The following is a 23,948-nucleotide window of genomic DNA, read 5'->3' on the forward strand; positions in this document are numbered from 1 at the left end:
AGGCGCAGCAAGCTTCCTATCAATCCATGGTAAGCAAACAAAACCAGCCATGCTTAAAGAATTGGATGAACTGATTAAAGAGGCGCAACCATCCTTAGATTTTAAAGAAGATGAAGACGAATAACCCCGCCAAGTGCGGGGTTAATTATTTCCAAACTAATGCCACCGAAAGGTGGTTTTTTTATGCCAAAAATTTGAGGAGTAGCTACTCATGGCGCGTATTAAATCCAACGGGACACAGATTTTTGCTGTTGTCGATGATGCGATTGTTCGCTTCACTTGCCCAAAAGCATTTTCATTCGGTGAGGATTCGTTCTCAAAGATTGAATCAACTTGTCTTGATTCAGACACTAAAGATTATGAGCGCGGCTTGCGTGATCCGGGCGAAGGTTCACTACAAATTGATCTTGATGATGAAAACACAAGCCATTTAAAGCTAATTGCGCTTGCTGATTCAGGTGAAAAAGTGGATTGGTATGTAGGCTCAAGCCATTCTAAGACTGCACCAACTTATGAGACGGTTGCAGGTATCGACCTACCAAAAGATCGTATTTGGTGGTCATTTGAAGGCTATATCAACCCAGCCGCACCAACGATTGAGCAAGACACCTTAGTTGGTTATACATTCACCCTTGTTCGTACTTCAGCAGTCGTAATTACTCCACGATCGGTGACTCCATAATGAAGAAAGTAGACATTTTAAGCTTTTCAACAGGAAGCGCTGCTCAACTTGTTGAAAAGCAGGTGGATTTTACAATGGATGGTGAGGATTTTTCATCTGATGTGCTTGTTAAGCGCCTTAGTTATGATGAATCCGTGGGTATTACTCGCGGCAAAAACCTTGATAAGCTACTCATGGCTGACTTGGTGAAGATGCGCATCCTTGCAACGATCTACAACAAAGACACGCAACAGCCGCTATTTGCCAGTCTTGATGAAGTTGGAAAATCAGCGCCGCAAATTATGGATGCATTGCACCGCGCTAGTGATGATGTGAATGACTTTGTGGGAAAGCAGCAGATGAAACATTTGAAGAAGATGAATTCTGGTGCGAACTCGTCGTCAACGGAATCGGCGGATGCACAATAGAGGAAGCCAAGAGAAACATTAGTGTTTCTGAGTTGGCAAAGTGGCGAGTCTATCGAAAAAAACGAGGCTCGCTTTTTATTGGTCGTCGCATTGAACAAGCCATTGGAAACCTAATGGCTACATACCTAAGCTCTAAAGGAGCCAAAGACGTAAAAGCACAGTCATTTATGCCGCATGAGGAGCAACCACAGGAAATGTCGCTTGAGGAGTACATGCTTCAAACATACGGTGGCGAGTAAGGCTGATTAAGGTCAGCCTTGCTTTAGATTCTCAATCTCAATTTTTTGCTGCTCAATGATTTTGACAAGCTCTTTATGTAGTCGAGTAGTTTCCTCGGTAGTCTCTTTGACTATTTTTGCTAAGGATTCAAGAGTTTTAGGGTCGTCAGACTCCTTGAAACTTTCTTCTAGGCGAGCGACCATTTCTGCACTTTGGGATCGATTGTTTTTCTCAGCCGACTCTTCAATTTTTTGTTTTAGTTCAGGCGGCACACGCAATCTAACTATAGTGTGATCAGTTTGGTTACTCATTAAAAAAACCTCAATGCCACAAATTGTGGTAAATATTTCATGGTAGGTATTTACATTACCACAAAGTGTGGCTATAGTTATCAAACGCCACAAAATGTGGCAATAATTGGAGGTAGCATGAAAGAAGAAATTGTTTACGTGAAGGGTCGGTTAGATAGCGACCTCCACAAAGAACTTAAGGCGATTGCAAAGGAAGATAAAAGATCAATGGTTTATCTTTTGAATGAGGCGGTCAAATTATTGATAGAGAAACACAAGAGTGCGAAAGCATGAAATCAACAGGCACAAAAAAACCTTGCCATCCGCCAAGATTAAACAAGGTTTTATGTGTCAACAACTTACAGGAAAGTCAACATGACTAGTTTAGCATTAAGTTTTAACGAAGTAAATTTTTCACCAGTAGAGCGAGATGGCCAGATTTGGTTGACCGCTGGCGAACTTGCTAGAGCATTAGGGTATGCAAAGGCAAATGCTGTAACTCAGGTTTATGAGCGCAATCAGGATGAATTTAATCAATCTATGACGCAAGTCATTGATAATCCCCAGAGCCTCAATTTGAGGCTGCGGATTTTCAGCTTACGCGGAGCACACTTAATCGCAATGTTCTCCAAAACAGCAATCGCCAAACAATTCCGCAAATGGGTTTTGGATGTGTTGGATCGTGAAGTTGTTACTAAGCAGCTTGAGAGTCGCCAATCTATTTCACCTGAACAACAAGCACTACTTCATGAGATTGTAGATCGTCGCTCTCAGGGAAACCGTAAAATCTATGCTGAAATGTGGAGTCGCCATAATCGACATTTTAAGATCCCACGCTATGCAGAACTTTTGGCAATTCATTTTCCTGAATCGATTCATTATTTAGAGACAATGGAATTAAAGGCTCGTGTTTCAACCAAGCAAGATAATTTAATCCAAATAGATAAAAATTATCACAACAATGTGCAGGGTTTGGCATGGCACATGCTCTGGATTCGCGAATGGTGGAAAAAGTTTGGTGAACCAATAAGAGCAATAAGCCCCAATATGGCTGCAGCTATTCACGACCATTTTACTGATGGAGCAATGTTTGCATACCACTTTATTGATAAAGAAGATTTAAAAAAGCAGCGAGAGCGAACTGAATATTTTCAATGGCACTTGAGCTCTGCTGAGCGCATATCATTAGATTACAGGCTTAAATAAAAAACATAGACCTCCTTCGGGAGGTTTCTTTTTGCTCACAATATTAGTATCTTGTTCTAAATTATAAATTTGGGGTGAGGGTGTGAAAAAGCTATTAATTTTAACTATATTGATTGCTGGATTCGCACATGCTGATGATTCTGAGCAGCGAATTTCTGAATTAACAAAAGTATTAGAAAGTGGTAGCTATTCACAAGACGATATTGTCAAACCAAAGAGAAAAAACCTTCCGCAACTTAACGCAGAAGTGGAGTACGGTTGGATGGTTTCTTGTAAAAAAGACATATTTGATGGCAAAAAGATATGTTATGCGCATCAATATGGTAGTGAATTAATGGTTAGCATTATTAATGGTAGGTTAGGTGTTTTTGTCGGAAGAAACCATTTCCCTAGAACCAAGAGTGCAATCAAAATAGATGGCAATCAAACAATATATGGCTATGAAGGTGTGAGCCAAACACCACAAAAAGTTGTAGAGCAGATGAAAAAAGGAAAGATCGCACACACTAGATACCAAGAATGGCCTTACGAGTACAACAAAGACGGTGAGGTTGATTTGGCAGGTTTTTCTGAAAAATACGATGAAATGTTGAAACAGTATCAAGCACTGTAATAACCAATAAACACACAACACCCCGCTAAATGCGGGGTTTTTTATTGCCCAGAGGTTTATATGAGCACCAAACTTGGAACTTTAACTTTAGATTTAATCGCCAAGATTGGCAGCTTTACTGAGCCTATGAAAAAGGCAGGTGATACTGCACAACGCGAAACTAAGCGAATTGAATCGAGCGTATCATCTGCCTCAAAAGCCATTGCAGGGTTGGGTGCTGCTGCATTGGCTAGCTTGACGGTTGGCTCGGTAATCAATATGGCAGATGAATACACGCAGATGGCTGCGCGTATCCGAAATGCCACTACTGATACCGCTGAATATGATATGGTTCAGAAGCGATTACTTGAAACAGCCAACGGCACATATCGCTCCCTTAGCGAAGCGCAAGAAGTGTATTTGTCTCTTGCAGGCGGCATGAAATCACTGGGCAAAACTACAGAACAAACGCTGAATGTTGCAGATTCGCTATCTTATGCGTTTGTTGCAAATGCTGCACGTGCAGACCAAGCGCAAAGCGCGATGGATGCTTTGAATAAATCAATGGCGAAAGGCAAGATTGATGCAGATGCATGGATTAGTATTGTTTCAGCAGCAGACAATGTTATTGCTGATATGGCGAAGGTGACAGGTAGAACCGAAGCTGAAATTCGACAATTAGGTGCTACAGGGAAAATTGCATTAAGCGATCTATTAACAACGCTTGAAGTGACTAAAGATGCGAACCAAGCATTAGCAGATAACATGGAAAACAGCCTTGCTGATGGTTTGCAAAAGGTGCGCAATTCATTCAGTGCATTTGTTGGTGAGATTAACGTCACTTATGGTGTGACAAGCAAAATGGCTGGCGCATTAAGCATCTTGGCTGACAATTTGAATGTTGTTGCAACAGTGGGAGCGGTTGTTGCGGTAGCTATGGGTTCGCGCATGGTTGTTGAGTTTGGCAAAACCAACGCAGCAATGCTTGCAAATACCATAGCAACCAGAAATAAGGTGTTAGCAGATTATGAGCGCGCCAAAGCAGACTTAGCTGCAACTGCTGCAATGGTTCAATCCATGGGACCAATGAATGCACAGACTGCTGCAATGATGTCAAATGCCGCAGCAGCATATCAAAAAGCAGCCGCAGCAAAGGCAGCAACACTTTCAATGGGGGTTTTAGCTACCGCAGGACGTGGAGCATTGGCGCTTTTTGGTGGACCAATCGGCTTAGGTTTGACTGTAGCAACTGTTGCGGCAAGCTATCTACTCATGCGCGACAACACGGATAAGTCAACCGAGTCTTTACGTGCAAACAATCAAACAGTGGCGGATGCAGTCCAGAAGTACAAAGAGCTTGGCGAGGTCAAGCAGCGTGAACAATTGGTTGTTGAAAAAGAACAACTCGCAGCGCTGAATGATGAATATGATAACGCTGCAACTAAGCTTATTACATACAGCTTAAAGGTCGCCCGACATAGCGACATGACAAGAGAGCAGGCTAGAGAAGTATCTGCCCTTACTTTGCAGTACAAGTCAGGTGCAATAACGCTTGAGGATTTTAGCCGCTCGATTAACAGCAATAAAAACATCACCCAGCAAGCAAAGAATGAGTTTAATTTGTTCGCTGGGTCTGTTAAAACTGCGGGCGATGAGGTGGGTAAGCAAAATAGCTTAATCGCGCAACTTGAATCTACTTTATACGGTGTTGCTAACGGTGGGGATGCAGCAGCAGGCGGTATTCGCAATGCAACCAATGCGCTTTCCGAATTTGCAGAAAAAGCAAGACAAGCAGGTGTTGTAGCTAGGACCACAAACACGCTGATTGCCAAAGGGTATAATCCAAAAGTAGCAGCCGATCTAGCGGAGTTAGCTGTTAAAAACGGTCAGGTGAGTAGAGAAGAGGCGGCAGCTATTCTTTTTAAAAACCAAGAGCAAGAAAAGCTCAATAAAACCGTTGAGGCATACAATAAGACTCATGCCACATCAGCAGTGCGATCAAGAACAAGAACCGCAGCAGCAAGAGAGGAAACAAAAGCCCAGAACGAGTTAAATAGAACCCTTGAAGAACAGAAGCGGATCGTTTTTGAATACTCATCTATTGATGACCAGCGAAAGTTGGCACTAACAGATGAGATAAGCAGACTTCGTAAAAACGGAATGGGTCAATACATAGTACTAGCAGAAGCTCGTTACGCAGAGGAAAAAAAGCTTGCTGAAATGCAATTTGCTTGGGAGGTTGCGGAACACAGGCTCACAGAAAACCAAAAACTTTCGTACTCTTTTAATATTAAAGAACAAGAGATTTTAGCAGATGCAAAACTAACCAAGGTGCAAAGGGAGGCAAAACTTCAAGCGCTTGATGAGCAATATGCAATCGAGCGTAAGATGCTGCAAATCAGCCAATCAAAACAACTCCTTGAAGCCAAACGCCACTGGATGACGGCATCCGACTACGCCAAAGAATATTACGCATTAGTACGAGAAGAAATTCTTAATACTGCTGAATATTCACCTGAAATGAAGCAAAGTCTTGTTAAAGAGGCTAACTTCAATCAGGGCCTGGAGTCGAATGCTGAACGTGAGCAGGTATGGGGAGACTACAAGTCCATGATGGGCTTGGATAAATCGCCATACCAAGAAGATATGGATTTACTTGCTGAAGCACGTGCTCAGATGCTGATTACTGAAGAAGAATATCAGAACGCAAGGTTGCAACTTCAAGCTAAATCAACTGCTAGTTATATGGAGGGTATGCTTGGAGGTTTTGCAAGCCTAGTTGATGAAAACTCTAAAACGTACGCCGTATTATTTGCTGCACAAAAAGCTTTTGCTGTTGCGCAAGCAATGCTAAACATCCCAGCTGCTTATTCAAAAGCTTATGATGCTGTTGTTGGGACGCCTTATATTGGCCCGTATATTGCGCCCGCAATTGGAGCGGCAGCGGCAGCATTACAGGTTGCCCAAGCTGCAAGCATTAGGTCGGTAAATATTACAGGTATGGCCCACAATGGTATAGATAACATTCCGAAAGAAGGTACTTGGCTGCTCGATGGCGGTGAACGTGTGTTGAATCCACAGCAAAATAAGGATTTGACGAATTATCTTGCGAATAAACCCGAAAGATCACAATCTATCGAAAATAATCTGCGTGTGATTATAGTTAAGGATGAGGATGATGCCAAAGATCACTTATATGGCCCAGATGGTGAGAAAGCATTCATGTATCATTACAGACGAAATAAAAGCAAAATGTAGAGGTTAATTTGAGCAATATTATTAAATTTGAAAGATCCAGCATTGATGTTGAGATTGATGAGGTTGGTGAAAAAGCATGGTTGGTAATGAGTAATCATATTGATAAGGATTTCTCAAGTGCTGGCGTTGCATCTTATGCTGACCAATTTAAGGCTGAATTTAAGCCGGTATTTGAAAACCTGTTTGTATACCCAATAGCACTACCTCTTATTCGTGAAGATGATCCAGATCCTTTACATCAGGAATGGCGTGAAGGATTGCTTGAAACACACACTCATCTTAAAGAATTTACACAAAGGTTAGTTCATAGCACCTATGATCGTGAAGTTTATAGATTCTGTTTAGAGTATATAAATTAAGTTGAATTTTTAAATATGAGCCGCCCATCAAGGCGGTTTTTTATTGCCTGTAATTCGAGGACAAAATGAAAATACAAACCAAATATGGCGAAGTACACGTATTAACAAATTGCCCTCTACTTGATTCTACCGAACGTCTTGAGTTTAAGACCGAGGTGCATGAATCGTTTGATGGTAGCGAAATTCGATACATTCACCGTGATGCACCACGTCAAATCTTGAGCTTTAACTATGTGAATATGCGTAAAGCCATGGGTGATATGTTCCATATGCTTTATGCAAATTTGCGTAAACAGTGGGGTATTCCGCTGCCACAGTTTCGACAGCTCATTCCAGATCTGGAAGATAGTGACTTCATTGTCATGAACACGACAGCACACCAAGCCGACCTTAGAGTCGGTTTTATTTTGCTTGAAAGTTCTGAAGGTGCTCAAGTTGCTGAGATCTTGAGCGTGGGTCGTTACATCATTGTGCAAAAAGAAATTCGAGATCCTGAAACGCAAGAAATCATTCAAGAATTGATTACTGAGTATCAGGACGGCTTTCGACTTGCAGCTAATGTGACAGCAACCAATGCATCAATCATGCCGCTACGGATCTGTATTATTGATGGCGATGCGTCAATCAATACTGGCGGTTTTTGGTCTAACTCGAGCGTTGTGTTTCGTGTGATTGCAGAGGATTCGCCTGAATTTGAAGCTGATGTGCCTGAGCAATTCCTTGGTGATGATATTTACTTCAAGCCTTTGCTACTTGATGGTAATTCTTTAGAAATGACACTGACGCAACATCAAAACATTATTGATGGCGATGTCGGCGGTTTTCAGGATTTTACGCATTGGGCTAAGCCACGATATTTAAAACCATTTAAGTCGTTACTGAGTGATTGGAACCAATACACAGAATATCGCAAGTTTTTGTTTCGTCGAATGGGGCGTTTTCAGGCATTTTGGATGCCGCTGTATGAAAAGCATTTGAATATTCTCAATACTGGAAACATCACCACCTCACTCAGTACAAACACAAAGTATTTGCTTGAGGCGGATCGCAAACACATTGCTGTGAAACGCAAAGATGGCACTTGGACAGCGCACACGATTACTGCGAAAACAGGCGGTTCACTCACTGTATCGCCAGCAATCAATGCTCAACGCAGCAACATCCAAACCATTTGCTATTTAGGCCTGCATCGGCTTGATGCGGACCAAATTGAATTTCAATTTTTAGGTGCACATAAAACGCAAGTCACTGTGCCAATCGTGGAGCTTTCATCATGAAAACGAGAGCGGAACTCTATCAATTTAAGCACGGTACTCGCACGTGGTATTTCACCAATCAGCGTAAAGTAATCACACACGCAGGTATTGAATATCTGCCAATTCGCGGTCTTTCACGCACTGCGATTGAAGATGAAAGCATTGATAAGTGTGATACCGAAGTAACACTTCCGCAAATGAGCTTATTAAATGCGGAAGGTGAAAACCTTGCTGCAGTATTTGCGGGGAAAATCTTTTATGGTGGTGTAACTGTCACAATCCTTGAGCTATATCAAAACGAAACGCTGGTACTGCATAAAGGCCGTGTGACGCAGCCGAAATTTGATGAAGATGCAGACACACTGACATTGGTATGTGAAACCGGTGAATCGTACTTAAACCGCAATATTTTGACGCGCAAATTTCAGTCTTCGTGTCCAAACTCAATTTACGACCGTTGGTGTGGTTTGGATTTTGAGAAACTGTCATTTGAAGTAATGGTCACAGCGGTATCAGGTTTGGTTGTAAGTTTTAGCGTGGTGCCAACACAGGTGCTCGATGAGCAGGGTAATCCGGTCTTTGAACAAATCCCTGTTTTAGATGAATTGGGTCAACCTGTTTTAGACGGTCAAGGCAATCCAACTTTTGAAGATGGTGCTCCTGTTATGGAGACTAAAGCATATCCTGCTGGATGGTTGAATTTAGGCCTGTTAGTGAAAGATGGTGTTTACACCACAATTACGTCGGGTGGTGGAAATTCTCTAAACCTTTATCGTCAGCATGTGGGATTAAAAGTTGGTGATGTGGTTCGTGTTGCGCCAGGTTGTGATCAATCCCATAAAACTTGTGAAGATAAGCTTGGCAACGGTGCTAGATTTGGCGGACACCCGTTCATTCCAAGTCAGAATCCGCTTGAGACGCAGCTAATTAAGTGAGTTAAATATGGAAATACAACAGATTATTGCCCATTACGATGTTTCCCAGATTCAGCACACAAAAGCCTTAGCACCAGTAATTATTGGGTTGATTGCTTCAGCTGTGGTATCGGTCGCGGTCGGCATTTATACATATCTGCAAATGCGGAAAATGCAGAAAAAGAATCAGCAAAAGCCAAATCAGCTTGATGGAACAATTGCAGATGAAGGTACTTCATTTAGTGATATAGCAGGCAGCCCTCACATGTATGGAAATATCACGCATCTTTGGGGGCAAACAACCAAAGCGATTAAAAGCAAAGGTGGGAAGAAATGAAAATTTATATCTCAGATTTACGAAAGGCTAAAATGTGTGCTCGCGGATCGCGAGCATTTTTTTTGGCTCAAGGTTGGGATTGGCAGGATTTTCTTAAGAATGGGCGTGATGCTCAGGACTTTATTAATACGAATGACGCAATGGCAATGCAGGTAGTTAAGGTGGCAGAAAATGGGCAAAAGTAAAAAGCAAGTCACCGGGCATAGATACTACGCAAACCTACTTTTATTTATTGGAAATCCAATTGAAAAGGTGCTTGGCATTAACTTTGATAAGCGCGGATGGATATCGCCTTTTGTTGATGAAAATGGCAATCCTTTAGCACAAGGAATTATTAATAAGCCTTTTTTATATGGTGAAAATGAAGGAGGTGTTGCTGGAACTGTTCATGTGCAATATGGCAGAAATGATCAAGAAGTATTGCCATTTTATAAGTCTTATATGGAGTCAAAAGGATTGCCCGCATCATCATTTCCTTTTCAATCATATTTGGCTTTCACTGGAATTAAGATTGATTTTTCTGGAATTGTTGGTGGTATTGCTGGTTCATTATTACCTTACAGTGAGGGTGGTTTTTACCTCGGCAACTCAGGCTACATGAAAGAGATGTTGCTTTGGGTGAAGCGTATTCATGTTAGAAATGATGGGCGGACGCAGTGGTATGATGAGAAAGCGGAGATAGGCACAGAACACCACTCCGGGGATTCAAGTATCTTGCTACCTGAAGGATTTCATTATTTTTCAACAAAAACAGTAGAAAAGTACTCATACTGGGATAATGAAAATATAACAACAAGTGAAACAGGGGAATACAACACTAAGCCTGATCGTACTTCAGCAGCGATGCAATATTTTGGAGCGCTAGCGATAGGGGTTTCTATATATAATACAGACCAAGAAGAATATTTTGGTGGTGAGCATTACACTTATTTCGAAATTAATAATTTTCCGAATGTTGGGATAGCAACAGCGACATATCAACTCAGAGTAGCTGCTAAAAATTTCTCAAAAAAATGGACAGTGCTATCACCGGAAGCGCTATTGTATGATAGAAAAATTTCAACTGTAATAGATGGTGTTTACAGAGTTGAGACTTATGAAGTTGCTATTGATCTATCAAAAGCATCATTTATTAAGTTCGAAATAGGTTGCTCCGGTGGGGTTTTACTCACAAATGGAAGTAATACAATTTATGCGGGAACAGATATAGCTTTTGATGTAAAAGCAGACCTAACATGGTTTAGTTTTGACTCGGGAGACATAAATCCAATTCATAAAATACGCGAAATTCTCACTGATGACACGGCAATGAGCAAACCAGAGTCTGATGTGAATAATGTAAATTTCATGAAAGCCGCAGATCGAATTTGGGATGAGGGTCTCGGAATTTCATGGTCAATAACTGAAAAATCATGTCTTGAAGCAATCAATGAGCTTTGTGGGCACATCGAAGCGGGTGTGCGTGTAAATCGCCAAACTGGCTTGTATGAAATGGTTTTATTTCGTGACGATTGGTTTGAAGAAAGTGAAATTCACACCATTGCTATCAATAAAATCAAAAGCATGTCGCTTGAAGTTGCAAATGCGGATGAAGGGATTAATCAACTCAATGTGAGCTATTACAATCGTGATGCAATTAAAGACTCATCGTTTTCAATTGCTGAAAACGCATCAATCCGAAATTTAAACGGGCGTGTAAATGCTGAAGATGCAGATTTTCCATATTTCATGAATCAGCGTAATGCTGCGGTTGTGTCTCAGTGGAAATTGAAGCAGATGTCATCACCGGTGTGGAAAGGCTCTTTCACCACTGCTGAGTACAATGCCCGAAAGTGGAACCGATACGACTTATTGAAATTGGCTTGGCCGCGTAAATGGCAAGGTGAAATTACAGTTCGGATTATGAAGATTAATCTTGGTAAGGGTGCTGATGTTTCGATTGATTTTGTTGAAGTTGTACCGTATTCAAGTCATTTGTGGTCTGATGTGGTCATTGATGAGCCTATTGATGTTGGTGTGCAACCTCCATTGGCTTGTCCATACGAGCCCTTTGAAATGCCTTATTATCTAGCAGTCATGGCACTTGGTCAGCGCCAAGTGGATGAGGAGTTGAGTTATGAAAATAACTTCGGCTTAGTCGGAGTAGTAGCTGAACAACCGCAATCGAACTCTCTTTATGCCGTCATGATGACGCACGACGGTACAGAGGGTGAGGAATGGCTTCGTGCTGCAACAATTAACTACGAGCCTGTCGCTGAACTTGATCAGATCATTTCAAGAACATCAACAAACTTTACAGTAAAAGATAGTGCTGCAATTTCAGGCTTGCCAATTGGTACTTTAATTAAATGTGGCAGTGACTGGATTGGAACACCGGGTGAGTGGATGGTGTTCATAGGTATTGATCCGTATACCGGTGTTGTGAGTGTGAAACGTGGTGCGCTTGATTCATTGCCGCAAGAATGGGGAGCAGGCACAAAACTTTATTTCTGTGGAAATGATGTTGCTTATGATTCAACTGAATATGTTGCTGGTGAAGAGGTTCTCGTTTCAGCACTGACCACAACCCCGTCTGGCATGCTTGAAAATAAGGGCTCAATTGCTATTGAAATGAATGCGCGTGCAATTCGACCTTATCCTCCAGCTAACGTGAAATTCAATGGAAATTATTTTCCAGAAACTCACGTCATTTCTAACGATATTTTATTGACTTGGGCGCATCGAAACCGCGCTCAACAAACGGGTGGCGAAATAATTGGTTGGTTTGATAATGGTGTGACTTTAGAAAATGGGGTTACATATTCGCTTGAATTATCCACCGTTCAAGATGGAATTATTCATAGCGCAATCAATATTAGTTCGGGTAGCTACACAATCCCAGCATCTGTTCTTTTGCAAAATAAAGCACACAAATTGAAGCTTTGGTCTCTACGTGATGGGTTTAAATCTTATCAAATATTTGAGCACAACTTCTTTGTTGAATCAGTGAGTTTAGTTCTTACAGCCACATTATCAAAAGATAAAGTTATCGGATCAACAGTTCCAGCTGCAAGTATTTCTGTAAATGTGGATGAGTCACTCAAAGTAAATATGCGCTTCGATGGTTCAAGCATTAGCGGTAAAGCTGATCCGGGCGCAACCATTACAATTGAAATTGAGGAATAAAAATGGCGACTTATACAGGGGTGGCAGATGCAAATGGGGACTTTACAGTCCCTTTTTCATCTTCATACACAAGTGGGCAAAAAGTCACAGTGACTGCTGAAAAAGATTCGGCAACAAAAACTATTGAGCTTTATGCTCCAACTGATGTAATTCCACAGATAAACAATTTTCAGTTTAGCGGCACAATGGTTGACTTTCCTCAGAACATTGGGGTAATAACATTAAACGGGTTGTCTGGTCGAATAAATGACAATGCAATGAATGTTGCAGGAACAGGGTCAATCCCAAGCGCAGCTCAGGGACTAGTTATTTCAGATGGACCTACAATAGTGGGATATAATGCGTTTGGTTCATGGTCTGCAGCGCAGTCGCTTGTAGTGGGTGACACTATTGAAACTATTGAGGTTATTGCTTTTGCAAACTGGACCAACGCCAAAACTGTAGTTATTGGGCAGGCGGTCAGTAGTATTGGATCTATGGCGTTCACAGATTTAACTCAGTGCAACACAATTACAGTGAAAGCTAATACACCACCAACAATAGAAGCTAACACTTTTGCTTATTTAAAAGGAACTTGCATAATCAAGGTTCCTGCTGCATCTGTGGCAGCATATAAAGCAGCGAATGTCTGGAAAACATTCGGAAGTCGAATACAAGCCATTTAACGCACCATCAGGTGCTTTTTTATTGCCAAAATTAGGGGAATTTAATGGACGACTTTTCTAAACAAGTCGCTGAATCAGTAAGCCCTTTTTATACAGCCATTGCATCGTTTGTGATGGCTTTTTTAATGGCTTTATTTCGTACCGCTAAGAAACGAGGGCAGGCCGATTGGCTTGAAGCGTTTATGTGTGGATTTTTTGCAGTAGGCTTTTGGTCGCTGACAACATGGCTAGGTTTTCCTGAAATCATTTCAGTGGGTTTTGCATCAGTTGTTGGCTACAAAGGCACGCATTTCGTAAGTAAGAAAATTGACAGGATTGAAAATGAAACTAATCGATAACTGGAAACAAGCTTGGAAACTCAAGTCAGTACAAGTGGGCGCATTAAGCGCCTTTTTTTATGCCTTGATTTTATTCTCAGAGCAGTTTTTAAATATCTGGAATGTTATTCCACAAGAACTAAAAAACAAGATTCCTGAAAACATTGCAGAGTGGGTAGGTCTCTTTATTGGTGTGGCTACGGTGCTTGCACGTCTGAAAAAGCAGCCTGAACTACACGATGTAAATCAATTTATGACAATTACTGCAGGGCATAGTAATTCAGATCCAGGAGCTGTAAACGGCAAATATAAAGAAGCAGAGTTGGTGAGACAATTCCGAAATGCTGTAGCACATTATCTTGCAGCCGCAGGTCTGTCTTATAAAACCGATGGTGCAGGAATTATCAACCTTCCTCTAACGAATGCAATTGCCCTAGCAAAGGGCGCATCGATCGCAATTGAATTCCACATGAATGCATCTACAAATAGCCAAGCAAATGGCATTGAGACAATTGCCCTCCCCAAAGATAAGATCTTGGCTCAAAAGTTATCTAAAGCCGTTGCTGATGTTTTTGGATCTCGATTACGCGGCGATAAGGGTTGGATTGATCAATCACAGTCGGCACGCGGAAAACTCGGATTTATCAATGCTGGCGGCTTGATTGTAGAACTTGGATTTATTTCGAATGATACGGAACTCGCCGCATTTAACTCAAAGTATTGGTCAGCTGCGAAAGCTGTTGCTCAAGTAATTATCGAACATGAAAAAGCCCTCAAGTGAGGGCCTTGGTGGGTTAGTTGCCTTTAATTCTAGTGTTTGGAGTTAAGGCACACATGAGATGTGTCACAATATTATTTTGTACTTCTCTTTATATCCTCTTTAACCATATCTATGTTTAAGTTGAATTTAGGGGCCTCTTCTATCATTGTTTCCATATGTTGCGGGCGAAGATTAAAAACACCATAAATAGGGGTCTCACTTTCTACGTCTTGTTTTTGATCATCTGTTAGGAACCCTGGGCCTGAAGGAATACAAACTGAACTATTATTTTTTTCATCACAATTCCAACTCAAAGGAAGCATATCAACTTTTCGTTCAAAAAATTGCATAGCAGTTGTGTTTAATATCCCATTATTTTTACTATAGTTAATAGTTACTTTTTTACCAGACTCAACATTCCACAGTAATCTATTTATCTCCGAAAGGCTATTGTCGGGGATTTTAGCATCAAGGTTAAAATCTTTTATCACAGCAGATTTATTGAGATATACTACAGCTTTAGCAGATATTAGATAATTTACCATCCAATATTTTAAATAAGGGCAATTTCCATCAACTCCTTGAAGTTTAGATTTGGTTATTAATGAATCTGGATTCCTAATGAACCCCTGACAATCACTATCACTATTTAGCGGAGTGTTAGAGACCTTTTGATTTAACTTTTGAAAATAGATTCTTAAATCATCACCTGGGAGTAATAGATAGATACTTGGGTAAGCCGCTAAAAAGAACTCAATATTTTCAAAATTTTTACTTTTTTGGATATCCAGTAAATTTGAAGGTGTCACAATTTTAAATTGAGTATTATCTTTCTTGTTGTAGGCAAAAAGCATGTAGGGAACATTACCTTCGATATTGTTAGCTACAGTTTTAATATTTGTCGTAGGTATAGCCATGACATTCTGAACAGAATCAGATTTATCTGAACTAGCAGCCCCATCTTCTGATTGATCATTACCCTTAATTTCTATATTAATAACGTAATCAATATCATTTAAGCGACTAAGAAATTTGCTAAACTCCTCTTTTTGGTAGTCTCCATATGAGATGCGCTTAATCATGGTTTTATTCGATTGATTTTTAATTAAAGATCTTTCACCTGTCTCAAAATGAATCATACTGGTGAGATCACGAGAATATAATGTAGGTGAATTTTCATTATTATTAACAGAAAACCAGTAATACGGCATGGCGCCAACCCTGAAATCTATAATTGATCCAACTGGTAAAAACAATGAAGTTGTTTGTAAAAAAGATTTACCCTCTAAAGTAAACTTACGAGAGTTTAAAACCTCATTTGGATTTAATTCGATTGGTTGTCTAATAGGTAATTGGGTTGTGCATGAACACAAGGCTAATAGACAAAACAGGAAAGGTATATTTATTTTTTTCATAAACGCCTGCATTAACTCTAATAGTTATAGCTATAAAGACATTTAATAATTAACCATATCTAAATTTTAAGCAAAACACAAAAAACCATTAAGTTAAACTTATTTATTAAAATTATAGATTGCTCTTCAGTAGATTTACATTATTTTAATCACAAGCTATTATTTACTTTAGCTCTACGAAGTATCTATGAATTATTGAATTTCACTAAATATTCCGTAGAGCCCATTTTTTACAGTGTGTTCTATATAAAAGTAGAGCCATGTTTTCATTTTTATTCCTCCCATCCATCAACCATATCAGCCCAATCTTGCATCATTTTTCTACGCTCATTTAGATGTTTAGCATGATTGTATGAGGCTTTAGTTTTATTGCCGCTTACATGGGCTAACTGGAGCTCAATCCAGTCTTCTTTATAGCCTTTTTCATATAAAGCTGTTGAAGCAGTTGCACGAAAATCATGAGCAGTAACTGCTGACATGCCCATGTATTCAAGCATTCTATTTAATGTAGTCCTAGACAACATATTATTACGACGTTGAGGTGAAGGGAAAACATAAATTTGATCTCCCGATAATGCGTACTGCTGCTGAAGCAAGTCAAAAAGCTGTGACGAAATTGGGACGATATGAGTCCTATTTTTCTTCATAACACGATCTTGTTGCGTTTGTCTTGATGATCGGGGAAGCGTAATAGTCTTAGATTCAAAATCAATGTATGACCATTCTAACTTCCTAATCTCAACAGTCCTTAACATTGAGTAAAGCATTGCTAAGCCAGCATTTCTGACAACTGTAGAGCCATTATAGCTATCAATTTTTCTACGCAGTTCTTTTCTTTCCTGGGGATCAAGCGCTCTTGCATGCTCGACTGCTGGCTGAGATACCACACTTCTTAATGCGTATGTAGGATCATTATCCAATCGAGATGTGATAATTGCATAACGCATAACTAGGCCGATAAATCTACGATTTAAGTTTGCTGCTGCTTCACCTGTTCCGAATTTAGGGGATGCACTAATGCGACTTATGGTGTTTTTCATCACAGATAATATGTGAGCAGATGTAATGTCTTTAATTGGTAGTGAGCCAATTTCTTTATATACATCCATCTGCATGCAATTTTTGAATCGCTCTACATAATCAGGGGATTTGTGTTTCATTTGCTCAGCTGCATATTCTTCAGCTATAGCCTTGAATGTATTGCTGGCTTTAATTCGTTTTTCTAATTTTTCTTTCTTCTTTTCTTGTGATGGATTTAATCCTTTAGCTAATTTTGCACGTGCATCATCTTTTAGTTTTCTCGCTTCCTGTAGGGTTACAGCAGGATATTCACCAAAACTAATAGTTCCCTCTTTGCCATTCAGTGTGTATTTGAAGCGCCATATCTTCGTACCAGTAGGGCGAACCTCTATATAAAGCCGCTCAGCATCTAAAATGCGATAAGACTTATCTTTAGGTTTAAGTGTTTTTACTTTTGCATCTGAAAGCATGACGGGTAACACGGGTAATTTTAATGTTACCCGTCAAGATACCCGTTTTTGATGCGAATTAAAATGGAATTTATCGAACTGTAGCGAACTTTAATTATTCTAATTTAAAGGTTAATAGCAGACGTGGCGAACTATATAGGATTATAACGAATTATTATTATCAGAATTGTTTAAGATGACGATTTTCATAGGAAATAACTTCTATTAAATACAATAATTCAAATTGGTTAAGATTTATTCAACAGGGAAATGCAGCTATTTCCCATCTAAATCTCAAAAAAGGTAGATTTGCTTTAGAGTATTATGCGTGAAGCGCAATTAAAAGTCTTATCAAACAGCAATTATTTTTTCACTCGCTTCTCAGGGAGGATCATAAAAATGGGTTATCAGAAGATCGTCGTTCCAGTGGATGGGACAAAAATTACAGTAAATTCAGACTTATCATTCAATGTTCCCAATAATCCAATTATTCCGTTTATTGAAGGCGATGGTATAGGTGTTGATATCACGCCCGTGATGAAAACCGTGGTGAATGCCGCAGTACAAAAAGCTTATGGTGGAAAACGTGCCATAGAATGGATGGAAGTCTATTGTGGTGAAAAAGCCAATAAAATTTATGGCACCTATATGCCCGAAGAAACCTTTGAGGCTTTACGCGAATTTGTGGTTTCAATTAAAGGGCCGTTAACGACGCCTGTCGGTGGTGGCATTCGTTCGCTAAATGTTGCACTACGTCAAGAATTAGATCTCTACGTCTGTGTGCGCCCAGTACGTTGGTTTAAGGGCGTTCCTTCACCTGTTCAGCATCCTGAACGTACAGACATGGTGATCTTCCGAGAGAACTCAGAAGATATTTACGCAGGGATCGAATGGAAAGCAGATTCGCCTGAAGCCAAGAAAATGATCAAATTTCTTAAAGAGGAAATGGGCGTCACTAAGATTCGCTTTGAGGAAAATTGCGGTATCGGGATTAAGCCTGTATCTAAAGAAGGTTCTCAGCGTTTGGTACGTAAAGCTATTCAATTCGCCATTGATAATGATAAGCCGAATGTCACTTTGGTGCACAAAGGTAATATCATGAAATATACCGAAGGGGCGTTTAAAGAGTGGGGTTATGAAGTCGCACTTGAGCGCTTTGGTGGTGAATTGCTAGATGGTGGTCCTTGGGTCAAAATAAAAAATCCAAAAACGGGCAAAGAAATCGTGATTAAAGATGCGATCGCGGACGCTTTTTTACAGCAGATTCTCATGCGTCCGACCGATTATTCAGTTATTGCTACCCTGAATTTAAACGGTGACTATATTTCGGATGCCTTGGCGGCTGAAGTTGGCGGTATTGGTATTGCACCGGGTGCCAATATTGGTGGCGCGGTACAAGTTTATGAAGCGACACATGGCACTGCACCTAAATATGCGGGTCAAGACAAAGTAAACCCTGGGTCTATTATTCTGTCTGCAGAAATGATGCTGCGAAATATGGGCTGGACTGAAGCGGCAGATCTAATTATTAAAGGTATTGCGGGGGCGATTGAAGCCAAAACAGTGACCTATGATTTTGAACGACTCATGCAAGGTGCAAAACTCTTGCGTTGTTCGGAGTTTGGACAAGCCATCATTGAGCATATGGACTAACTTTATTTGCTAATCTAGGTGTAAAAAAGCTAGATGCATAAAAGGCTAGGTAAAAAGGATTGAATCATTCAGTCCTTTTTTAGGACTAAACATTAAAAACACAGAATCATAGCTTCTCAATACCATTCAAAAAACAGCAATCAAAAGGTGACTTCACGCAATCAATCAGATGGTCTGGCATGCTTGTCATGTTACTAAAAGTTTAAAACCGCGCTATTCGAGTGAACTTAGGTAATGCAGAAAATAGAGGGGGATTGATTTCAAATTAATTATTCTCCATAAATTTTACAATGACGTAATTCGAAACATTTATCGGGTTGGTTCCATGAAAATTAGCGGTACATTGGTTGTTGTCCTTTAGTAGATGTACATCTAGTAACAGTACATTGTGATACTTATGATGATAAGGAGAAATGAAATGTCTCGTAAACAGCATCAACAAAACCAACAATCTGATCAACAACAGCAGCAAAATGATCAGCAACAGCAACAGCAACAGCAACAGCAACAGCAACAGCAACAGCAACAGCAACAAGACCAAAAGAAACAGAAACAACAGCCGCATCAACGAAATCAGCGTCAACAACATCATTAATAGACTAAAGACTTTGTGAGTCAAAGTTCATTTGTCCGAACGATTTACTCATTGAACTAAATTTAAGATTTATACGTAGACGAGAAGGAGATGAATTTGTCTAAGAAAACCAAATCACTTAAAAAGGAAATTAAAGCGAGGTTGAACAAAATTTCAAAGCATAATTCTGCTCTGAAAAAATTAAAGAAAAAGCTGAAAAAAGCTTAGCCCATTCACTCTTTATCAAAATGAAAAGACCTATTTATATAGGTCTTTTCTTTGTATGCATGACTTTTGTATGTGTGAATGATGATGCAGTTGAATGTCTTGTGATCGACCTAGACGGTATTTTTGCTCAATTTTGCTGTGCGAGTAAACCAAAAGAGTTGTAGTGTTCCAATGCAAAGTACGCATGCGGCCAAAATAAATTGCTGTGAATAATCAACACCGATTCGCTGTAAAAAACTAAAGCTTAAACCACCGATCAATTGAATAGATGCAAAGCACAGGGTTGCAATACTCCATAGCTTTTTATAGGCGCTACCATAGATTTGCAAAATGGTATAAGAGGTGAGAAAAACCACTGCTGGATTGAGCAAGCCTGTCGCAAAAGAAGACAAAAAAGTAAAAAGTGGATGGATATTAATAATTGCTATAAAAATCGCCAAGACATAGCAGCTATATAAAATTTTAAGAGCGCTGATATTTCCCAGTTTTTGTGCTAGGCAGTAAGCAGCAAATGCCCCTAAAGCACTCCCCAGACCATATAAAATCCAATTGAAATTGATCCCGATCGGGCTTAGGTGTAGGGTGTGAGTTAAATAGTCAATCCAAAATAATGAATGGGGCACGTAAGCAAAAGCACTGGTGCTATACACGATTAAGAGACAATAGAAAATTCCATCAACTTTATGTTCTGCAGCTGGAATCGCGGTGAGTGTTGTGAGCTGTGATTTAAAACTCTTCAAAAGCACGCTGAGTAAAATAAAAATCAGGGCTGAAAAAGAAAACAAAATCAACCAAGCCCACTTTGTCGACATTTGTTGGATGTAAGGCAAAAATAGCGTTGCCATTAAGATTCCCAAGCCAATGCCGCTAAAACCAATAAAGTTGATTTTAAAGCGGTCTTGAAGCTGTGAACATTGGGCCACAACACTTGGGGAGAGGATCATTAGTAAGCCGCCGCTGATCCCTGAAATAACGCGCCAAGTGCTATACCAAAGTTCTGAAAAACCTGAAAATGCACAACTGAGTAAACTGAGTGTTCCTGCAATAGCTGCAAGTTGGATGTAGCTCACCATACTTTTATTTTGGGGTAATTTCATGGCCCAAAATGCGCCGATTAAGTAGCCGAGCAAATTGGCGCTGCCTAAGATGCTGGCAAAACTTGGGCTCCAACCAAAGGCTTCACGGGTTGAAGGGAGGAGTGCGGTATAGGAAAAACGTAAGATCCCGATGCCTAGGCACATGCTTAGACAGAGAAATAGGCTCAGTTTAATTTTGTTTGAGAACATCCTGTACTCATGTATTTTTATGATTGGTTAAAAAATAACATGAATAGGCTATAGAGAAATCAACAGACCTAAAAGATTTGACTAAGGTCTAATCTCAAAATTAATTCTTAAAAACTTAACTATTCAAAAAGATAGCTACGGTATGAGTACAGTGTAGAAATCAAATTTAAGGATGCAGTAATAAAAAAAACCGTACATGGCGTACGGTTTTTTATTTATTTTAATGCAGTTATGAATTAACGCATTTTCGCCAAGAAACGACCTAAACGAGTCAGTGCTTCACGTAGTTCATTTTCAGCAGGTAAGAATACCACACGGAAATGATCAGGTGTCGGCCAGTTAAAGCCCGTACCTTGAACCAAAAGTACTTTTTCAGCACGGAGGAAATCCAACATGAATTTCTCATCGTCTTGAATTGGGTAAATTTCAGGATCCAGTTTAGGGAAGCAGTACATAGCACCCTCTGGTTTCACACAAGACACACCTGGAATATCATTCAACATTTCCCAAGCAATGTTGCGTTGTTCATATAAACGGCCGCCCGGACGGATGAGATCATTAATTGATTGATAACCGCCTAAAGCTGTTTGAATCGCATATTGCGCTTGGTGGTTGGCACATAGACGCATCGACGCCAACATGTCTAAACCTTCAATGTAGTCTAGCGCACGTGATTTATCGCCTGTAATTGCCATCCAGCCTGAACGGTAACCGGCAATTCGATATGCTTTAGATAAGCCATTGAAAGAAATACACAGCTGATCACCTGCCAATGAAGCAACAGAAACATGCTCAATACCGTCATAAACGATCTTGTCGTAAATTTCATCAGCAAATAAAATTAAGTCGTATTTCTTCGCAAGAGCCACAATTTGCTCGAGCACATGACGTGGGTAAACCGCACCTGTTGGGTTGTTCGGGTTAATCACCACGATACCGCGGGTATTCGGGGTGATTTTACTTTCCATGTCGGCAATATCTGGATACCAGAAGTTTTCTTCATCACATTTATAGTGAATAGCTGTACCGCCAGAAAGGTTAACTGCTGCTGTCCAAAGCGGATAATCTGGCATAGGCACTAGCATTTCGTCGCCATCGTCGAGCAAGCCTTGCATTGCCATCACGATCAGTTCAGATACGCCATTACCAACATACACGTCATTCACGTGCATGTTTAAGATACCTTTTTGTTGATAATACTGACAAATCGCCTTACGCGCAGGGAAGATGCCTTTTGAGTCGGTATAACCGATTGCATTTGGCAAGTTTAATGCCACGTCGTTAATAATTTCTTGAGGCGCTTCAAAACCAAAAGGTGCGGGGTTACCAATATTTAATTTAATAATTTTATGGCCTGCCTCTTCCATCTCATTGGCCGCTCGCAACACTGGTCCGCGAATGTCGTAGCAAACATGCTCGAGCTTAGACGATTTCTTAATTTCGCGTGGGGTGTTAAACGTATTCGGCATTTTTATATTCTCGGAAAGAGTGGAGGTCACTTTTGCATAACGGTATAAATAGCTTTTAAATGTCTCGGTCGTTACTAAATCGAGATGATGTTCGTCTCTGAGTAAAGCAACTATTTTTTCATGCGTAAACCCTGCCTGTTGATATTGTTTGATCACGGGCAGCAGATTTTTAAAAATTACGCTCTTTTTCTGCGACATTTTTTAATCCTGAGCAAGAGTAGCGCTAAGATTATCACTAAAGTTGCTCACAAAAAAGCATTTAATTTGGCATTTTGCTTACCATTGATTTAGATTTGCTTACCTTTTGCTTTTTGGGTCATTATATAGATTTTGTAAATTGTTGAATAAAGACTAGAAATTTAAGAATGAATGACGTAAATATAGGATTATCCTATTTTAAATACCACGATATAAAGGGACGTCATCATGGGAAAACTCAATAAAACAGAAAGAGAATGGCAAAGAGAATTGTCACCAGAAGAGTTTCGCATAACGCGTCAGAAAGGCACGGAGCAAGCTTTCACTGGAAAATATTGGAATACTAAACAAGCTGGTACTTATGTATGCCGTTGTTGCGGGGAACCGCTTTTTTCTTCTGAAACAAAATACGATAGCGGTTGTGGTTGGCCGAGCTTTTATAAGCCGATTGAACCTGCTGCGGTGGAAGAAAATGTAGATACGACACACGGTATGGTCAGGACAGAAATTGTTTGTCATCATTGTGACGCACATTTAGGGCATGTTTTTGCTGATGGCCCACAGCCGACTGGATTACGTTATTGTATTAATTCGGCATCCTTAGAATTAGAAACAAAAGAAAAAAATGATGAGGAAACTTATCCATGACAACTATTCACCAGTTTGAAGCAGAATTACTGGACGGAAGTAATAAATCCTTTGCAGATTATGAAGGTAAGGTTTTATTAATTGTAAATACCGCCAGCAAATGTGGGTTCACTCCTCAATTTGCAGGTTTGGAGAAAATTTACGAACAATATAAAGATCAAGGTTTGGAGGTTTTAGGCTTTCCATGCAACCAATTTGGTGGACAAGATCCGGGCTCGAATGATCAAATTGGCGCGTTTTGTCAAAAAAACTATGGCGTATCTTTCCCGATGTTTGCCAAAGTAAATGTAAAAGGCCCTGAAGCGCATGTGATTTTCCGTTATTTAACCAATAACTCGAAAGGCGTATTGGGAAATGGCATTAAGTGGAATTTTACGAAGTTTTTAATAGGGAAAAATGGTCAGGTCTTGAACCGCTATGCACCCACGACAAAGCCTGAAACCTTGAATGAAGATATTGAAAAAGCTTTGGCTCAGTCTAAATGATGTGAATCATTGGTGGAACTGAGGTTGATATAAAGGCGCGAAAGCGTCTTTATTTTTTTGGATGTTTTATACTGACGGCTCTTTATTTGAAGGTCA

25 protein-coding genes and 1 pseudogene are annotated in these 23,948 nt (G+C 40.1%); 21 read left to right on the forward strand and 5 right to left on the reverse strand.

What is annotated here, in order from left to right:
- The 4 genes and pseudogenes from FTU12_RS16535 to FTU12_RS16600 form a co-directional block, all read left to right on the forward strand.
- Positions 1-124, forward strand: a pseudogene (locus FTU12_RS16535) (phage antirepressor Ant); the annotation flags it as partial.
- Between the two features lie 87 nt (positions 125-211).
- Complete coding sequence (locus FTU12_RS12245; protein ID WP_180114478.1) at positions 212-682, forward strand: phage tail tube protein; 471 nt, start codon at positions 212-214, stop codon at positions 680-682.
- A complete protein-coding gene (locus FTU12_RS12250) occupies positions 682-1,089 on the forward strand; it encodes a phage tail assembly chaperone family protein, TAC (protein WP_180114479.1) in 408 nt (135 codons plus the stop codon). Before FTU12_RS12245 ends, FTU12_RS12250 begins: the two co-directional genes overlap by 1 nt.
- 113 nt (positions 1,090-1,202) lie before the next feature.
- Complete coding sequence (locus tag FTU12_RS16600; protein ID WP_306669346.1) at positions 1,203-1,328, forward strand: hypothetical protein; 126 nt, start codon at positions 1,203-1,205, stop codon at positions 1,326-1,328.
- A 12-nt stretch (positions 1,329-1,340) separates the two neighbouring features.
- Here the strand turns inward: FTU12_RS16600 and FTU12_RS12260 are convergent, their stop codons facing one another.
- Positions 1,341-1,619 carry an Arc family DNA-binding protein gene (locus FTU12_RS12260; RefSeq protein ID WP_180114480.1) on the reverse strand — a complete coding sequence of 93 codons (279 nt, stop codon included), beginning with the start codon at positions 1,617-1,619 and terminating at the stop codon, positions 1,341-1,343.
- Between the two features lie 117 nt (positions 1,620-1,736).
- Here FTU12_RS12260 and FTU12_RS12265 point away from each other — a divergent pair, with 117 nt between their 5' ends.
- From FTU12_RS12265 to FTU12_RS12325, 13 genes are all read left to right on the forward strand, one after another.
- Positions 1,737-1,892: a hypothetical protein gene (locus FTU12_RS12265; RefSeq protein WP_180114481.1), complete on the forward strand. Its 156-nt coding sequence runs from the start codon at positions 1,737-1,739 to the stop codon at positions 1,890-1,892.
- An 81-nt stretch (positions 1,893-1,973) separates the two neighbouring features.
- On the forward strand, positions 1,974-2,804 hold the full coding sequence (locus FTU12_RS12270) for a BRO family protein (protein WP_180114482.1): 831 nt from the start codon (positions 1,974-1,976) through the stop codon (positions 2,802-2,804).
- Positions 2,805-2,886: 82 nt separating this feature from the next.
- Complete coding sequence (locus FTU12_RS12275; protein WP_180114483.1) at positions 2,887-3,417, forward strand: hypothetical protein; 531 nt, start codon at positions 2,887-2,889, stop codon at positions 3,415-3,417.
- Positions 3,418-3,477: 60 nt separating this feature from the next.
- Positions 3,478-6,654, forward strand: coding sequence for a tape measure protein (locus FTU12_RS12280; RefSeq protein WP_180114484.1), 3,177 nt, complete (start codon positions 3,478-3,480; stop codon positions 6,652-6,654).
- Between the two features lie 8 nt (positions 6,655-6,662).
- The gene (locus tag FTU12_RS12285; RefSeq protein WP_168378333.1) at positions 6,663-7,013 is read left to right on the forward strand and encodes a hypothetical protein; all 351 of its coding nucleotides are present in this window, start codon (positions 6,663-6,665) and stop codon (positions 7,011-7,013) included.
- A 65-nt stretch (positions 7,014-7,078) separates the two neighbouring features.
- Positions 7,079-8,290 (forward strand): hypothetical protein, encoded by a 1,212-nt coding sequence (locus FTU12_RS12290; RefSeq protein WP_180114485.1) that lies wholly within the window; start codon positions 7,079-7,081, stop codon positions 8,288-8,290.
- Positions 8,287-9,204, forward strand: a complete 918-nt coding sequence (locus tag FTU12_RS12295; protein WP_180114486.1) for a phage BR0599 family protein — start codon at positions 8,287-8,289, stop codon at positions 9,202-9,204. Before FTU12_RS12290 ends, FTU12_RS12295 begins: the two co-directional genes overlap by 4 nt.
- Positions 9,205-9,211: 7 nt before the next feature.
- The gene (locus FTU12_RS12300) at positions 9,212-9,520 is read left to right on the forward strand and encodes a hypothetical protein (protein WP_218955952.1); all 309 of its coding nucleotides are present in this window, start codon (positions 9,212-9,214) and stop codon (positions 9,518-9,520) included.
- The gene (locus tag FTU12_RS12305) at positions 9,517-9,705 is read left to right on the forward strand and encodes a hypothetical protein (RefSeq protein ID WP_180114487.1); all 189 of its coding nucleotides are present in this window, start codon (positions 9,517-9,519) and stop codon (positions 9,703-9,705) included. The genes FTU12_RS12300 and FTU12_RS12305 overlap by 4 nt, the downstream gene beginning before the upstream one ends.
- Positions 9,692-12,685, forward strand: coding sequence for a hypothetical protein (locus FTU12_RS12310; protein ID WP_180114488.1), 2,994 nt, complete (start codon positions 9,692-9,694; stop codon positions 12,683-12,685). The genes FTU12_RS12305 and FTU12_RS12310 overlap by 14 nt, the downstream gene beginning before the upstream one ends.
- A 2-nt stretch (positions 12,686-12,687) precedes the next feature.
- Entirely contained in the window at positions 12,688-13,350 is a 663-nt protein-coding gene (locus tag FTU12_RS12315; protein ID WP_180114489.1) for a leucine-rich repeat protein, read from the forward strand.
- Between the two features lie 44 nt (positions 13,351-13,394).
- Positions 13,395-13,688: a phage holin family protein gene (locus tag FTU12_RS12320; RefSeq protein WP_180114490.1), complete on the forward strand. Its 294-nt coding sequence runs from the start codon at positions 13,395-13,397 to the stop codon at positions 13,686-13,688.
- The gene (locus tag FTU12_RS12325) at positions 13,672-14,448 is read left to right on the forward strand and encodes an N-acetylmuramoyl-L-alanine amidase (RefSeq protein ID WP_180114491.1); all 777 of its coding nucleotides are present in this window, start codon (positions 13,672-13,674) and stop codon (positions 14,446-14,448) included. The genes FTU12_RS12320 and FTU12_RS12325 overlap by 17 nt, the downstream gene beginning before the upstream one ends.
- Positions 14,449-14,519: 71 nt before the next feature.
- On the opposite strand, the gene FTU12_RS12330 is transcribed toward FTU12_RS12325, so the two are convergent.
- Together FTU12_RS12330 and FTU12_RS12335 are read right to left on the reverse strand one after the other, a co-directional pair.
- The gene (locus FTU12_RS12330) at positions 14,520-15,842 is read right to left on the reverse strand and encodes a hypothetical protein (protein ID WP_180114492.1); all 1,323 of its coding nucleotides are present in this window, start codon (positions 15,840-15,842) and stop codon (positions 14,520-14,522) included.
- 272 nt (positions 15,843-16,114) lie between these two features.
- The gene (locus tag FTU12_RS12335) at positions 16,115-17,332 is read right to left on the reverse strand and encodes an integrase arm-type DNA-binding domain-containing protein (protein WP_180114493.1); all 1,218 of its coding nucleotides are present in this window, start codon (positions 17,330-17,332) and stop codon (positions 16,115-16,117) included.
- A 378-nt stretch (positions 17,333-17,710) separates the two neighbouring features.
- On the opposite strand from FTU12_RS12335, the gene icd reads away from it, so the two are divergent.
- Together icd and FTU12_RS12345 are read left to right on the forward strand one after the other, a co-directional pair.
- Complete coding sequence (gene icd / locus FTU12_RS12340; protein WP_180004095.1) at positions 17,711-18,964, forward strand: NADP-dependent isocitrate dehydrogenase; 1,254 nt, start codon at positions 17,711-17,713, stop codon at positions 18,962-18,964.
- A 418-nt stretch (positions 18,965-19,382) separates the two neighbouring features.
- The gene (locus tag FTU12_RS12345; protein ID WP_168379654.1) at positions 19,383-19,559 is read left to right on the forward strand and encodes a hypothetical protein; all 177 of its coding nucleotides are present in this window, start codon (positions 19,383-19,385) and stop codon (positions 19,557-19,559) included.
- Between the two features lie 317 nt (positions 19,560-19,876).
- Here FTU12_RS12345 and FTU12_RS12350 read toward each other — a convergent pair whose 3' ends face one another.
- Positions 19,877-21,052: a YbfB/YjiJ family MFS transporter gene (locus FTU12_RS12350; RefSeq protein ID WP_180114494.1), complete on the reverse strand. Its 1,176-nt coding sequence runs from the start codon at positions 21,050-21,052 to the stop codon at positions 19,877-19,879.
- Positions 21,053-21,288: 236 nt separating this feature from the next.
- Positions 21,289-22,719, reverse strand: coding sequence for a pyridoxal phosphate-dependent aminotransferase (locus FTU12_RS12355; RefSeq protein ID WP_078189059.1), 1,431 nt, complete (start codon positions 22,717-22,719; stop codon positions 21,289-21,291).
- Positions 22,720-22,947: 228 nt separating this feature from the next.
- On the opposite strand from FTU12_RS12355, the gene msrB reads away from it, so the two are divergent.
- Together msrB and FTU12_RS12365 are read left to right on the forward strand one after the other, a co-directional pair.
- The gene (gene msrB, locus FTU12_RS12360; protein WP_078189058.1) at positions 22,948-23,367 is read left to right on the forward strand and encodes a peptide-methionine (R)-S-oxide reductase MsrB; all 420 of its coding nucleotides are present in this window, start codon (positions 22,948-22,950) and stop codon (positions 23,365-23,367) included.
- Positions 23,364-23,852 carry a glutathione peroxidase gene (locus FTU12_RS12365; protein WP_078189057.1) on the forward strand — a complete coding sequence of 163 codons (489 nt, stop codon included), beginning with the start codon at positions 23,364-23,366 and terminating at the stop codon, positions 23,850-23,852. The genes msrB and FTU12_RS12365 overlap by 4 nt, the downstream gene beginning before the upstream one ends.
- The last annotated feature ends 96 nt before the right edge of the window (positions 23,853-23,948 follow it).

This window comes from Acinetobacter sp. YH12063, from assembly GCF_013419715.1.
Classification (GTDB): domain Bacteria; phylum Pseudomonadota; class Gammaproteobacteria; order Pseudomonadales; family Moraxellaceae; genus Acinetobacter; species Acinetobacter amyesii.